The organism is Curtobacterium sp. SP.BCo (assembly GCF_051903265.1).
Classification (GTDB): Bacteria; Actinomycetota; Actinomycetes; order Actinomycetales; family Microbacteriaceae; genus Curtobacterium.
Window position 1 is genome coordinate 321,399 of record NZ_CP194337.1, and the last position, 13,095, is coordinate 334,493.

The window sequence follows — 13,095 nt, forward strand, 5'->3', positions numbered from 1 at the left end:
TCCACAGTGGTTTGACGGCGCCTTCCGGGTCGTCGCCAGTCACCGGACCCTAGCGTGACCGGCGCACCCTCGTCCGCGCTCCTCGTCCGCGCCGGACCACCGAACGGAGACCACGTGCCCGACGCCACCCGACGCCCGCTCGCCCGCCACGGCCGACTCCCCCGCCGCCGTGGATGGACCACGCTCGCGTCGATCGTCGCCTCGGCCCTCGCCGTGCTCCTCGTCAGCGGCACCAGCGTGGCCGCGATCGCCGGCGCACAGCTCGCCGCCGCACCCCGGACCGTCAAGCTCAGCACCGACGACCAGAGCACCGCCCAGACCGCCGACATCACCGCGATCAAGGGCGGCGCGAACATCCTGCTCATCGGCAGCGACACGCGCGTCGGGCAGTTCGACTCCGACGAGGACGTCGAGGGTGCCCGCAACGACGTCACGATGCTCATCCACATCTCACAGGACCACACGCAGCTCACCGCGGTCAGCTTCCCGCGCGACCTCATGGTGCCGATCCCGGCGTGCACCAACCCCGAGACGGGCACCACCTACCCGGCGGCGTCGTCGGCGCAGTTCAACACGGCACTCGGGAACGGCGGCGTCTCCTGCGTGGTGGACACCGTCGAGAACCTCACCGGGCTGAGCATCCCCTACGCGGGGCTCATCACGTTCGACGGCGTCATCGAGATGTCGAACGCGCTCGGCGGCGTCGACGTCTGCGTCGCGGAGCCGATCAACGACACCTACACGGGCCTGCACCTCACCGCCGGGTCGCACAACCTCGAGGGCTCGGACGCACTCGCGTTCCTCCGTACCCGGCACGGCGTCGGCGACGGCAGCGACCTCGCCCGGATCAGCTCCCAGCAGGTCTTCCTCTCCGCCCTGCTGCGGAAGGTGACCTCGGACGGCACGCTGTCGAACCCGCTCACCCTCTACAAGCTCGCCGGTGCCGCACTGTCGAACATGACGCTCTCGGACGGGCTCGCGCAGGCACGCACCCTCGTCGGGCTCGCCGGCGCGCTGCGGGGCATGAGCACGGCGAACATGCTCTTCGTGCAGTACCCGGTGGTCGACGACCCGGCGAACAGCGCCCGGGTGATCGTCGACCAGGACACCGCCCACACGCTCAACGTCGCCCTGCAGACCGACCAGAAGACGTCGCTGACCGACTCGACCACCGGACGGGCCTCCGAGGAGTCCCCGACCGCCGGTGGGACGGCGACCGGCACCCCCACGACCGGATCGTCGCCGACCACCCCGTCGTCGGCGGCCTCCACTCCGGCCGCGGGTGCGACCGGCGCCGCGTCAGCGACGTCGACGCCGCTGCCCTCGTCCATCTCCGGCCAGAGCGCGTCCGAGCAGACCTGCTCCGTCGGCAACTGACGGCGCGGGCCGCAGCGCGGCCCGCGCCCCCGGGCTACCGAGACTCGTGTGCGGCGACCGCCCTCGGGCCTGCGGGCACGAGAACGGTCGCCGACCCCGAGACTCGTGGGCGGTCGTGGAGACGACCGGACGCACGGTCGGGCCGGCGGGGCGGGCGCGAGCCGTGCCTCCAGTCCGGTGACGCAGCCGGGAGGCGCGACCTACGGGATCGGGGCCGGCGTCACACCCAGCGGTGCGAGACCACGGGCGCCGCCGTCGGCGGCGGTCAGCACCCAGATGCCGTCCGCGTGGACCGCGATGCTGTGCTCCCAGTGCGCGGCGTCCGAACCGTCCAGCGTGCGGACCGTCCAGTCGTCGTCGTCCGTCGAGCTGTCGATCGAACCGGCGGTTACCATCGGCTCGATCGCGACCACCAGGCCGGGCTTGACGGCCGGACCGGCGCCGCGGACGCGGTAGTTGAAGACGGGCGGGTCCTCGTGCATCGAGCGTCCGATGCCGTGGCCGGTGTAGTCCTCCACGATGCCCCACGCCCCGGTCTCGTCGATCGCGTCCTCGATGACGGCGCCGACCTCGTGCAGGTTCCGCGCGTGCGCCAGCGCGGCGATGCCGTGCCAGAGCGCACGCTCGGTCGTGTCGCAGAGCGTCTGTCGCGCAGTCGCCACACCGGCGTCGCCGCCGGGCACGACCACGGTGAACGCGCTGTCACCGTTCCAGCCGTCGACCTCGGCGCCCGCGTCGACGGACACGATGTCGCCCGGCTGCAGGACGCGATCGCCGGGGATCCCGTGCACGATCTCGTCGTTCACCGACACACACAACGTGTGCCGGTAGCCGGGCACGAGCTGGAAGTTCGGGATGCCACCGCCGTCACGGATGACGGCTTCAGCGACCGCGTCGAGTTCGCCCGTGGTGATCCCAGGGCGCACGGCCGCACGGACCGCCGTCAGTGCCGCCTCGGTGAGCAGCCCCGGGCGCACCATGGCGCGGAGCTCCTCCGGCGTCTTGTAGATCGAGGGCTTGCGGAAGCGGACCACGCGGTGTCAGACGCCCGCGGTCAGTCCACGCGAGGACAGGGCGGCCTGGATGCGGTCGCCCACCTCGTCGATGCCGCCGAGGCCGTCGACGTCCACGACGAGGCCACGCTCGCCGTACGCCGCCACGATCGGTGCGGTCTGCTCCGTGTAGACCTGCTGACGACGACGGATGGTCTCCTCGTTGTCGTCGCTGCGGCCCTGCTCCTTGGCGCGCTTCAGCAGTCGCCCGACGAGCTCGTCCTGGTCGGCGACGAGCTGCACGACCGCGTCGATGCCGGTGCCCTGCTCGGCGAGCAGTGCGTCGAGGTACTCGACCTGTCCGACGGTGCGGGGGTAGCCGTCGAGCAGGAAGCCGCCCTCGGCGTCGGCCTCGTGCAGACGGGACTTCACGAGCTCGTTCGTGAGCGAGTCCGGGACGTAGTCGCCCGCGTCCATGATCGCCTTCGCCTGCACGCCGAGCGGGGTACCCTCTGCCACGTTCTTGCGGAAGATGTCGCCCGTCGAGACGGCGGGGATCCCGAACGACTCGGCGATGCGGCCGGCCTGGGTGCCCTTCCCGGCTCCGGGAGGTCCGACGATGATGAGACGTGCGCTCAACGGAGAAGCCCTTCGTAGTGACGTTGCTGCAGCTGCGAGTCGATCTGCTTCACGGTCTCGAGACCGACACCCACGATGATGAGGATGCTCGCGCCACCGAACGGGAAGTTCTGGTTCGCGCCGAACAGCGCCAGTGCTGCCAGCGGGATGAGCGCGATGAGACCGAGGTAGAGCGAGCCGGGCAACGTCACCCGGGTCAGGACGTAGTCGAGGTACTCGGCCGTCGGACGACCGGCCCGGATGCCCGGGATGAAGCCGCCGTACTTCTTCATGTTGTCGGCGACCTCTTCGGGGTTGAAGGTGATCGCGACGTAGAAGTACGTGAAGCCGACGATGAGCAGGAAGTACAGGACCATGTAGAACCAGTTGTCACCCGAGGTCAGGTTGCTCTGGATCCAGGTCACCCACGCGGCCGGCTCGGTGCCGTCGGAGGGCTGGTTGAACTGCGCGACCAGGGCCGGCAGGTACAGCAGCGACGAGGCGAAGATGACGGGCACGACGCCGGCCATGTTCACCTTGATCGGGATGTACGTGTTGTTGCCGCCGTACGTGCGACGACCGACCATGCGCTTGGCGTACTGGACGGGGATGCGCCGCTGCGACTGCTCGACGAACACGACGGCCATCATGATGACCAGGCCGACGAGGATCACGAAGAGGAAGAGCTCGAAGGACTGCGACTGCTCGATCGCCCAGAGGGCGGACGGGAACTGCGCCGCGATCGAGGTGAAGATGAGGAGCGACATGCCGTTGCCGATGCCGCGCTCGGTGACGAGCTCGCCCATCCACATGATGAGGCCGGTACCGGCGGTCAGCGTGACGACCATGAGCATGATCGCGTACCAGCTGTCGTTCGAGATGATCGACGAGCAGGAGGACGATGCGTTCGTGCCGAACAGGGCGCCGGAGCGGGCGACCGTGATCAGGGTGGTGGACTGCAGCACGCCCAGCGCGATCGTGAGGTAGCGCGTGTACTGCGTCAGCTTGGCCTGACCGGACTGCCCCTCCTTGTAGAGGGCGTCGAAGTGCGGGATGACCACGCGCAGGAGCTGCACGATGATCGACGACGTGATGTACGGCATGATGCCGAGCGCGAAGACCGAGAGCTTCAGCAGCGCGCCACCGGAGAACAGGTTGATGAGGTCGTAGAGCCCACCGGACGACGAGGCGCTGGCGAGGCAGGTCTGCACGGCCGAGTAGTCGACGAACGGCGCGGGGATGTACGACCCCAGGCGGAACAGCGCGATGATCGCGAGGGTGAAGCCGATCTTCTTGCGAAGATCGGGGGTGCGCATGATGCGCGCGACCGCTCTGAACACGAGGACTCCGAACTTCTGGGACCGGCGGCCCGCCCAGGGACCGTCACCGGTGTGGTCGGCAGGACCGACCTGGTCGACGGATGCCGACCACTGTCAAGGAAACCGTAACGGCGGCCCGTGCGCAAACGCACGGGCCGCCGACGGGGTTACTGGGAGACGGTGCCGCCAGCAGCCGCGATCTTCTCGGCGGCGGACGCCGAGACCTTGTCGACCGAGACCGTGAGCTTCACGCTGATGTCACCCTGACCGAGAACCTTGACCTTCTCGTTCTTGCGGACGGCGCCCTTGGCGACCAGGTCCGCGACGGTGACGTCGCCACCGTTCGGGTAGAGCTCCGCGATCTTGTCCAGGTTCACGACCTGGTACTCGACACGGAACGGGTTCTTGAACCCGCGGAGCTTCGGGGTGCGCATGTGCAGCGGCATCTGCCCACCCTCGAAGCCGACCTTGACCTGGTACCGAGCCTTCTGACCCTTGGTACCACGGCCGGCGGTCTTGCCCTTCGAACCCTCACCACGACCGACGCGGGTGCGTGCCTTCTTGGCACCCTCGGCGGGGCGGAGGTGGTGCAGCTTCAGCACCTGCACGCGCTCGTTCTTCTCGTCGCTCATGCGTCGACCTCCTCGACCTTCACGAGGTGCGCGACCGTCGCGATGTACCCGCGGTTCTGGGCGTTGTCCTCACGCAGGACCGTACGGCCGATGCGCTTGAGACCCAGGCTGCGGAGCGTGTCGCGCTGGTACTGCTTCTCGCTGATAACGGACTTCGTCTGCGTGATCTTCAGCATCGCCATCACGCACCTGCCTTCTCGGACGCGGCACGCAGGGCAGCGGCCTCGGCCTGGAGCAGACGATCCGGGACGACCCGGTCGACCGGGAGACCGCGACGGCTTGCGACCGCACGGGGCTCCTCGAGCTGCTGCAGCGCCGTGACGGTCGCGTGCACGATGTTGATGGTGTTCGACGAACCGAGCGACTTGCTCAGGACGTCGTGGATGCCTGCGCACTCGAGGACGGCGCGGACCGGACCACCGGCGATGACACCGGTACCGGCAGCGGCCGGACGGAGGAGCACGACACCGGCAGCGGCCTCACCCTGCACCGGGTGCGGGATGGTGTTGCCGACGCGCGGGACGCGGAAGAAGTTCTTCTTCGCCTCCTCGACACCCTTCGAGATGGCGGTCGGGACCTCGCGGGCCTTGCCGTAGCCGACGCCCACCAGACCGTTGCCGTCACCGACGACGACGAGCGCGGTGAAGCTGAAGCGACGACCACCCTTGACGACCTTGGAGACGCGGTTGATGGTCACGACGCGCTCGAGGAACTGGCTGTCGCCACCCCGCCCGTTGCGGTCGTTGCCACGGCCGCCACCCTGCTGACGGTCGCGACCGCCACCACGGCGGCCACGGTTGTCGGCGGAGTCGCGGTTGTTCGAAGCCGAACCCGCAGCGGTCTCGACGGGACGCTCGACGACCGGGACCTCGGGCTCCTTGGCCGCGGGGGCCTTGGTCTCCGTGGTCTCAGTCGCCTCGGTGGCCTCGGGCGCTTCCGTGGCCTCGACGTTGGCGTCTTCGTTGGTGTTCGCGATGTCGCTCACAGGTTCAGCCCTCCTTCACGGGCACCATCGGCGATCGCGGCGACGCGACCGGCGTACTTGCTACCACCGCGGTCGAAGACCACGGCCTCGACGCCGGCGGCCTTCGCGCGCTCGGCGAGGAGCTCGCCGACGCGACGGGCCTTGGCCGTCTTGTCGCCGTCGAACGTCCGGAGGTCGGCTTCCATCGTCGACGCGCTGGCCAGGGTGTGACCCTTGGCGTCGTCGATGACCTGGACGAACACGTGACGTGCCGAACGGGTGACGGCGAGACGCGGACGGGCCTCGGTGCCGGTGATCTTCTTGCGGAGACGGTTGTGACGGCGCGCCTTGGCGGCCGACTTGCTCTTGCCTCGTGTCTTGAGGAGACCCATGACTACTTACCTGACTTTCCGGCCTTGCGGCGCACGATCTCGCCGGCGTAGCGGACACCCTTGCCCTTGTAGGGCTCGGGCTTGCGCAGCTTGCGGATGTTTGCAGCGACCTCGCCGACGGACTGCTTGTCGATGCCGTTGACGGTCAGCTTGTTGTTGCCCTCGACGGCGAAGCTGATGCCCGCGGGCGGCTCGACCGTGATCGGGTGGGAGTAGCCGAGCGCGAACTCGACGTTGTTGCCCTTCGCCTGCACGCGGTAACCGGTGCCGACGACCTCGAGGCCCTTGGAGTAGCCCTGGGTCACACCGATGATGTTGTTCGCGATGAGGGTACGGGTCAGGCCGTGCAGCGCACGCGAGCTGCGCTCGTCGTCCGGACGGGTGACGAGGACCTGGTTCTCCTCGACCTTGGCCTGGATGGGCTCGGCGACGACGAGCGCGAGCTCGCCCTTCGGGCCCTTGACCGCGACGCTCTGACCGTCGATGGAGACGGTCACGCCCGCGGGGATGTCAATGGGAAGACGTCCGATTCGAGACATTGTCGATCACCACACGTAGGCGAGGACTTCCCCACCCACGCCCTTCTGCTCGGCTTCACGGTCGGTCAGCAGTCCCGAGGAGGTCGAGAGGATCGCCACACCGAGGCCACCGAGGACCTGGGGGATCTCCGTCGACTTCGCGTAGACCCGGAGGCCCGGCTTCGAGACGCGCTTGATGCCGGCGATCGAGCGCTCGCGCTCGGGGCCGTACTTCAGGTCGATCGTGAGGGTCTCGCCGACGCGGGCGTCCTCGATCTTCCACTCGCTGATGTAACCCTCGCGCTTGAGGATCTCGGCGATGTTCTTCTTCAGCTTGGAGCTCGGAAGCGAGACGGCGTCGTGGTGCGCCGAGTTCGCGTTCCGCAATCTGGTCAGCATGTCTGCGACCGGATCGGTCATCGTCATGATGGTTCATCCATTTCTCGCCTGGTTTCGACACCCGTTCCACGAATGCCGACCTGAGCGATCGAGTGATCCCGAGGCGAATCCCGGGGATCGGTGTGTTCGTGCGTGCGGGCCGGAGGACGTGAATCCTCCGGCCCGCACCGCCCGAAGTATCTTAGACCGTCTGCTCGGCAGAACGGAACGGGAACCCGAGCTGGCGGAGCAGCGCGCGGCCCTCGTCGTCCGACTTCGCGGTGGTCACGACGGTGATGTCGAAGCCACGCACGCGGTCGATGCGGTCCTGGTCGATCTCGTGGAACACGGACTGCTCCGTGAGACCGAACGTGTAGTTGCCGTTGCCGTCGAACTGCTTGTCGCTGAGGCCGCGGAAGTCGCGGATGCGGGGCAGTGCGAGGGTGACGAGACGGTCGATGAACTCCCAGGCGCGGTCGCCACGGAGGGTGACGTGCGCGCCGATCGCCTGACCCTCGCGCAGCTTGAACTGCGCGATGGACTTGCGGGCCTTCGTGACCTGGGGCTTCTGACCCGTGATCGCCGTGAGGTCCTTGATGGCCCCCTCGATGATCTTCGAGTCGCGAGCGGCCTCACCGACACCGGTGTTCACGACGACCTTGACCAGGCCGGGGACCTGGTTGACGTTCGCGTACCCGAACTGCTCGGTGAGGGCAGCCTTGATCTCGTTCTTGTACTTCTGCTTGAGGCGCGGCTCGACCTTGGTCGCCGGCGCGGCAGTCGTGTCGGTCATCAGAGCTTCTCACCCGACTTCTTGGCGTAGCGGACGCGGACGGTCTTCTTGACGCCGTCCTTCTCCACCTCTTCGTTGCGGAAACCGACGCGGGTCGGCTTCTTGGTCTTCGGGTCGACGATGGCGACGTTCGACACGTGGATCGGAGCCTCGTGCTGCTCGATGCCGCCGGTCTTCGAGCCGCGCTGCGTCTGGCCGACGCGGACGTGCTTCGTGACGAAGTTCACGCCCTCGACGACGACGCGGTTCTTGTCCTTGAGGACCTCGATGACCTTGCCCTGCTTGCCACGGTCACCGCCGCGCTCCTGCTTGGCACCCGTGATGACCTGGACCAGGTCACCCTTCTTGATGTTCGCCATGGCTTACAGCACCTCCGGCGCGAGCGAGATGATCTTCATGAACTTCTTGTCACGGAGCTCGCGACCGACCGGACCGAAGATGCGCGTACCGCGCGGGTCGCCGTCGGCCTTGAGGATCACTGCCGCGTTCTCGTCGAACTTGATGTAGGAGCCGTCCTGACGACGGGTCTCCTTCTTGGTGCGAACGATGACCGCCTTGACGACGTCACCCTTCTTCACGTTGCCGCCGGGGATGGCGTCCTTCACCGTGGCGACGATGACGTCACCGAGACCGGCGTAACGACGACCCGAGCCACCGAGCACGCGGATGGTCAAGATCTCCTTGGCACCCGTGTTGTCGGCGACCTTGAGGCGGGATTCCTGCTGAATCACTGCTGTCTCCTATTCCGAAGCAGGCCGGGGCCTACTTGGCCTTCTCGAGGATCTCGACCAGGCGCCAGCGCTTGGAAGCGCTCAGGGGACGGGTCTCGCTGATCACGACGAGGTCGCCGACACCAGCGGTGCCGAGCTCGTCGTGGGCCTTCACCTTGGACGTGCGACGGATGATCTTGCCGTAGAGCGCGTGCTTCACGCGGTCCTCGACCTCGACCACGATGGTCTTGTCCATCTTGTCGCTCGTGACGTAGCCACGACGCGTCTTGCGGTAGCCGCGAGCGGAGGCGGCGGAGGTCTTCTCTTCGTTCGCCATTACTTCTCCTCGGCGGTCTCGGCCTCGGTCGACTCAGCCGGCTTCTCAGCCTTCTTGGTCGTCTTCTTGGCCTTGGTGGCGGTCTCGACGGGCGCGGGAGTGGCACGGATGCCGAGCTCGCGCTCGCGGAGGACGGTGTAGATACGGGCGATGTCGCGCTTGACGGCACGGAGACGACCGTGGCTCTCCAGCTGGCCGGTGGCCGACTGGAAGCGGAGGTTGAAGAGTTCCTCCTTGGCCTTCTTCAGTTCGTCAGCAAGACGCTCGTTCTCGAACGTGTCGAGCTCCGTCGGACGGAGCTCCTTGGAACCGATCGCCATTATGCGTCGCCCTCCTCGCGCTTGATGATGCGTGCCTTGAGGGGCAGCTTGTGGATTGCACGGGTCAGCGCCTCGCGGGCGATGTCCTCGCTGACGCCGGAGAGCTCGAAGAGCACACGACCCGGCTTGACGTTGGCGACCCACCACTCGGGGGAACCCTTACCGGAACCCATGCGGGTCTCGGCCGGCTTCTTCGTGAGCGGACGGTCCGGGTAGATGTTGATCCACACCTTGCCGCCACGCTTGATGTGACGCGTCATGGCGATACGAGCGGACTCGATCTGACGGTTGGTCACGTAAGCGGGCGTGAGGGCCTGGATACCGAAGTCACCGAACGACACCTTGGTGCCACCGGTGGCCTGACCCGAACGCTTCGGGTGGTGCTGCTTGCGGTGCTTGACTCGACGGGGAATAAGCATGGTTACGCCTCAACTCCTGCGCCGGCCGGCGCGTCCTGCGGAGCCTGCTGCTGACGTCCACCGCGGTCGCCGCCACGGCGGTCGCCGCGCTCGCCACGGGGGCCGCCACGACGCTCGGGGCGCGACGAACGCTGGTTCGCCTGCTCGCGAGCGAGCTCCTTGTTCGTGATGTCGCCCTTGTAGATCCAGACCTTCACGCCGATGCGGCCGAACGTGGTCCGGGCCTCGTAGAAGCCGTAGTCGATGTTCGCGCGGAGCGTGTGCAGCGGCACACGGCCCTCGCGGTAGAACTCCGAACGCGACATCTCGGCGCCGCCGAGACGACCCGACACCTGGATGCGGACACCCTTGGCGCCGGCGCGCTGTGCACCCTGCAGGCCCTTGCGCATGGCGCGACGGAACGCGACACGAGCGGAGAGCTGCTCGGCGATGCCCTGCGCGACGAGCTGGGCCTCGGTCTCGGGGTTCTTGACCTCGAGGATGTTGAGCTGGATCTGCTTCTTGGTGAGCTTCTCGAGCTCGCCACGGACGCGCTCCGCCTCGGCGCCACGGCGACCGATGACGATGCCCGGACGCGCGGTGTGGATGTCCACGCGGACACGGTCACGGGTGCGCTCGAGCTCGATGCGGGCGACGCCGGCGCGGTCGAGGGTCTTCTTCAGGTACTCGCGCACCTTGATGTCCTCGGCCACGTAGTCGGCGTAGCGCTGACCCGGCTTCGTGCTGTCGGTGAACCAGTGCGAGACGTGGTCCGTCGTGATCCCGAGACGGAAGCCGTACGGGTTGACCTTCTGGCCCATTACTTGCTCGCCTTCTTGCTCGTCGCGGCAGCCTCGGCCTCTTCCGGCGTCGCGAGGACGACGGTGATGTGGCTGGTGCGCTTGTTGATGCGGAAGGCGCGGCCCTGGGCACGCGGCTGGAACCGCTTCAGGGTCGTGCCCTCGTCGACGAAGACGCGGCTCACGTAGAGGTCGCGCTCGTCGAGGAAGCTGTTCGTCGAGTCCGCCTTCACCCGGGCGTTCGCGATCGCCGAGGCGACCAGCTTGTACACGGGCTCCGAAGCGCCCTGCGGGGCGAACTTCAGGATGGCGAGCGCCTCGTGGGCCTGCTTGCCGCGGATCAGCTCGATGACGCGACGGGCCTTCTGAGGCGTGACGCGGATGTGTCGCACGCGTGCGATCGACTCCACCATTTCGTTCCTCCTCTGCGTCGCCGCGTTAGCGGCGACGGCCCTTCTTGTCGTCCTTCACGTGACCACGGAAGGTGCGGGTCGGCGCGAACTCGCCGAGCTTGTGACCGACCATCGACTCGGTGACGAACACCGGGATGTGCTTGCGGCCGTCGTGCACGGCGATCGTGTGCCCGAGCATGTTCGGGATGATCATCGAGCGACGCGACCAGGTGCGGATCACGTTCTTGGTGTTGGCCTCGTTCTGCGTGACGACCTTGCGAAGCAGGTGCTCGTCGACGAAGGGGCCCTTCTTCAGACTGCGTGGCATCTTCTGAACTCCTACTTGCGCTTCTTGCCGGCGTTACGGCGACGGACGATGAGCTTGTCGCTCGGCTTGTTCGGCTTGCGCGTGCGACCCTCGGCCTGGCCCCAGGGGCTGACCGGGTGACGACCACCGGACGTCTTGCCCTCACCACCACCGTGCGGGTGGTCGACCGGGTTCATCGCGACACCACGGACGGTCGGGCGGACGCCCTTCCAGCGCATGCGGCCGGCCTTGCCCCAGTTGATGTTCGACTGCTCGGCGTTGCCGACCTCGCCGATCGTGGCGCGGCAGCGGGCGTCGACGTTGCGGACCTCGCCCGACGGCAGACGGAGCTGCGCGTAGGGGCCGTCCTTGGCGACGAGACGCACCGAGGCGCCGGCCGAACGGGCCATCTTCGCGCCGCCACCGGGGCGGAGCTCGATCGCGTGCACGACCGTACCCACCGGGATGTTGCGGAGCGGCAGGTTGTTGCCGGGCTTGATGTCGGCGCCGGGACCCTGCTCGATGACGTCGCCCTGCTTGAGCTTGTTCGGCGCGATGATGTACCGCTTCGTGCCGTCCACGTAGTGCAGGAGCGCGATGCGCGCGGTGCGGTTCGGGTCGTACTCGATGTGTGCGACCTTGGCGTCCACGCCGTCCTTGTCGTGACGACGGAAGTCGATCACGCGGTACTGGCGCTTGTGGCCACCACCGATGTGACGCGTGGTGATGCGGCCCGAGCTGTTGCGGCCACCGGTCTTCGGCAGCGGACGAAGCAGCGACTTCTCCGGCGTCGAACGAGTGATCTCAGCGAAGTCGGAGACCGACGAGCCACGACGACCGGGGGTCGTCGGCTTGTAGTTACGAATAGCCATGATTTATCCCTCTGGTCCTCAGCCGACAGCCGTGAAGATGTCGATCGAACCGGACTTGAGCGTCACGATGGCGCGCTTGGTGTCCTTGCGCTTGCCCATGCCGAAACGCGTGCGACGGGTCTTGCCCGGACGGTTCAGCGTGTTGATGCTCGCGACCTTGACGTCGAAGATCTTCTCGATGGCGAGCTTGATCTCGGTCTTGTTCGAACGGGGGTCCACGATGAACGTGTACTTGCCCTGGTCGATCAGGCCGTAGCTCTTCTCCGAGACGACCGGCGAGATGATGATGTCGCGCGGGTCCTTGTTGAAGCCGCTCATGCGGAGATCTCCTTCGCGGTCTTCGACGCGATGAAGGCGTCGAGTGCGCTCTTGCTGAAGACGAGCGCGTCGGCCTTGAGCACGTCGTAGGCGTTGAGCTGGCCGTACGAGAGCGCGTGGACGTTCGGCAGGTTGCGGATCGACTTGAGCGTGAGCTCGTCGTCCTGCTCGAGCACGATGAGCACGTGCTTGACGGGCGCGACCTTCTCGAGGAGCGTGCGGGCGGTCTTGGTCGACGGCACCTCGGCCGTGACGAAGCCCTCCACAGCGGAGATGCGGCCACCGCGGGCGCGGTCCGAGAGCGAGCCGAGCAGAGCAGCGGCGATCATCTTCTTCGGGGTGCGCTGCGAGTAGTCGCGCGGGGTCGGTCCGTGGACGACGCCACCGCCGGTGTGCTCCGGAGCGCGGACCGAACCCTGACGGGAGCGGCCGGTGCCCTTCTGCTTGAACGGCTTGCGACCGGCACCGCGGACTTCGCCGCGGTTCTTGGTCTTGTGGGTGCCCTGACGCGCGGCGGCGAGCTGCGCGGTGACGACCTGGTGGATCAGCGGGACGTTGGTCTCGACGTCGAAGAGCTCGGCGGGGAGCTCGACGGTGCCGGACTTGGCGCCCGATGCGTCGAGGACGTCGATCGTGGTTGCGGTCGTGGTGGCCATGA

The 13,095-nt window shown here is 67.4% G+C and carries 22 protein-coding genes; 1 reads left to right on the forward strand and 21 read right to left on the reverse strand.

What is annotated here, in order from left to right; all coding sequences use genetic code 11:
* Positions 1–54 precede the first annotated feature (54 nt).
* Complete coding sequence (locus tag ACRQ4B_RS01480; RefSeq protein WP_439692953.1) at positions 55–1,377, forward strand: LCP family protein; 1,323 nt, start codon at positions 55–57, stop codon at positions 1,375–1,377.
* 200 nt (positions 1,378–1,577) lie between these two features.
* Here the strand turns inward: ACRQ4B_RS01480 and map are convergent, their stop codons facing one another.
* The 21 genes from map to rplD form a co-directional block, all read right to left on the reverse strand.
* Positions 1,578–2,357, reverse strand: coding sequence for a type I methionyl aminopeptidase (map, locus tag ACRQ4B_RS01485; protein WP_439694340.1), 780 nt, complete (start codon positions 2,355–2,357; stop codon positions 1,578–1,580).
* 60 nt (positions 2,358–2,417) lie between these two features.
* Positions 2,418–3,008: an adenylate kinase gene (locus tag ACRQ4B_RS01490; protein ID WP_439692954.1), complete on the reverse strand. Its 591-nt coding sequence runs from the start codon at positions 3,006–3,008 to the stop codon at positions 2,418–2,420.
* On the reverse strand, positions 3,005–4,327 hold the full coding sequence (gene secY / locus ACRQ4B_RS01495) for a preprotein translocase subunit SecY (RefSeq protein ID WP_071292533.1): 1,323 nt from the start codon (positions 4,325–4,327) through the stop codon (positions 3,005–3,007). Before secY ends, ACRQ4B_RS01490 begins: the two co-directional genes overlap by 4 nt.
* Positions 4,328–4,473: 146 nt before the next feature.
* A complete protein-coding gene (gene rplO / locus ACRQ4B_RS01500) occupies positions 4,474–4,938 on the reverse strand; it encodes a 50S ribosomal protein L15 (protein ID WP_022906356.1) in 465 nt (154 codons plus the stop codon).
* On the reverse strand, positions 4,935–5,120 hold the full coding sequence (gene rpmD, locus ACRQ4B_RS01505) for a 50S ribosomal protein L30 (RefSeq protein WP_031273241.1): 186 nt from the start codon (positions 5,118–5,120) through the stop codon (positions 4,935–4,937). The genes rplO and rpmD overlap by 4 nt, the downstream gene beginning before the upstream one ends.
* The gene (gene rpsE / locus ACRQ4B_RS01510; RefSeq protein WP_439692955.1) at positions 5,120–5,923 is read right to left on the reverse strand and encodes a 30S ribosomal protein S5; all 804 of its coding nucleotides are present in this window, start codon (positions 5,921–5,923) and stop codon (positions 5,120–5,122) included. The genes rpmD and rpsE overlap by 1 nt, the downstream gene beginning before the upstream one ends.
* Positions 5,920–6,294, reverse strand: a complete 375-nt coding sequence (rplR, locus tag ACRQ4B_RS01515) for a 50S ribosomal protein L18 (protein ID WP_031261773.1) — start codon at positions 6,292–6,294, stop codon at positions 5,920–5,922. Before rplR ends, rpsE begins: the two co-directional genes overlap by 4 nt.
* 2 nt (positions 6,295–6,296) lie before the next feature.
* A complete protein-coding gene (gene rplF / locus ACRQ4B_RS01520) occupies positions 6,297–6,833 on the reverse strand; it encodes a 50S ribosomal protein L6 (protein ID WP_439692956.1) in 537 nt (178 codons plus the stop codon).
* Positions 6,834–6,839: 6 nt separating this feature from the next.
* The gene (gene rpsH, locus ACRQ4B_RS01525) at positions 6,840–7,238 is read right to left on the reverse strand and encodes a 30S ribosomal protein S8 (protein ID WP_022906351.1); all 399 of its coding nucleotides are present in this window, start codon (positions 7,236–7,238) and stop codon (positions 6,840–6,842) included.
* 154 nt (positions 7,239–7,392) lie between these two features.
* A complete protein-coding gene (gene rplE, locus ACRQ4B_RS01530) occupies positions 7,393–7,983 on the reverse strand; it encodes a 50S ribosomal protein L5 (RefSeq protein WP_022906350.1) in 591 nt (196 codons plus the stop codon).
* A complete protein-coding gene (gene rplX / locus ACRQ4B_RS01535) occupies positions 7,983–8,342 on the reverse strand; it encodes a 50S ribosomal protein L24 (protein WP_022906349.1) in 360 nt (119 codons plus the stop codon). The genes rplE and rplX overlap by 1 nt, the downstream gene beginning before the upstream one ends.
* 3 nt (positions 8,343–8,345) lie before the next feature.
* Positions 8,346–8,714, reverse strand: a complete 369-nt coding sequence (gene rplN / locus ACRQ4B_RS01540; RefSeq protein WP_017885523.1) for a 50S ribosomal protein L14 — start codon at positions 8,712–8,714, stop codon at positions 8,346–8,348.
* Positions 8,715–8,745: 31 nt separating this feature from the next.
* The gene (gene rpsQ / locus ACRQ4B_RS01545) at positions 8,746–9,030 is read right to left on the reverse strand and encodes a 30S ribosomal protein S17 (RefSeq protein WP_022906348.1); all 285 of its coding nucleotides are present in this window, start codon (positions 9,028–9,030) and stop codon (positions 8,746–8,748) included.
* Positions 9,030–9,350 (reverse strand): 50S ribosomal protein L29, encoded by a 321-nt coding sequence (gene rpmC / locus ACRQ4B_RS01550; protein WP_071292542.1) that lies wholly within the window; start codon positions 9,348–9,350, stop codon positions 9,030–9,032. The genes rpsQ and rpmC overlap by 1 nt, the downstream gene beginning before the upstream one ends.
* Positions 9,350–9,769: a 50S ribosomal protein L16 gene (rplP, locus tag ACRQ4B_RS01555; RefSeq protein WP_066657030.1), complete on the reverse strand. Its 420-nt coding sequence runs from the start codon at positions 9,767–9,769 to the stop codon at positions 9,350–9,352. The genes rpmC and rplP overlap by 1 nt, the downstream gene beginning before the upstream one ends.
* Positions 9,770–9,771: 2 nt before the next feature.
* Entirely contained in the window at positions 9,772–10,569 is a 798-nt protein-coding gene (gene rpsC / locus ACRQ4B_RS01560) for a 30S ribosomal protein S3 (RefSeq protein WP_022906345.1), read from the reverse strand.
* Positions 10,569–10,961 carry a 50S ribosomal protein L22 gene (gene rplV / locus ACRQ4B_RS01565; RefSeq protein WP_439692957.1) on the reverse strand — a complete coding sequence of 131 codons (393 nt, stop codon included), beginning with the start codon at positions 10,959–10,961 and terminating at the stop codon, positions 10,569–10,571. The genes rpsC and rplV overlap by 1 nt, the downstream gene beginning before the upstream one ends.
* 25 nt (positions 10,962–10,986) lie before the next feature.
* Positions 10,987–11,268, reverse strand: a complete 282-nt coding sequence (gene rpsS / locus ACRQ4B_RS01570; RefSeq protein ID WP_022906343.1) for a 30S ribosomal protein S19 — start codon at positions 11,266–11,268, stop codon at positions 10,987–10,989.
* Positions 11,269–11,279: 11 nt separating this feature from the next.
* A complete protein-coding gene (gene rplB, locus ACRQ4B_RS01575; RefSeq protein ID WP_439692958.1) occupies positions 11,280–12,119 on the reverse strand; it encodes a 50S ribosomal protein L2 in 840 nt (279 codons plus the stop codon).
* Positions 12,120–12,137: 18 nt separating this feature from the next.
* Complete coding sequence (rplW, locus tag ACRQ4B_RS01580) at positions 12,138–12,437, reverse strand: 50S ribosomal protein L23 (RefSeq protein ID WP_022903283.1); 300 nt, start codon at positions 12,435–12,437, stop codon at positions 12,138–12,140.
* Positions 12,434–13,093, reverse strand: a complete 660-nt coding sequence (gene rplD / locus ACRQ4B_RS01585; protein WP_439692959.1) for a 50S ribosomal protein L4 — start codon at positions 13,091–13,093, stop codon at positions 12,434–12,436. Before rplD ends, rplW begins: the two co-directional genes overlap by 4 nt.
* Positions 13,094–13,095: the final 2 nt, after the last annotated feature.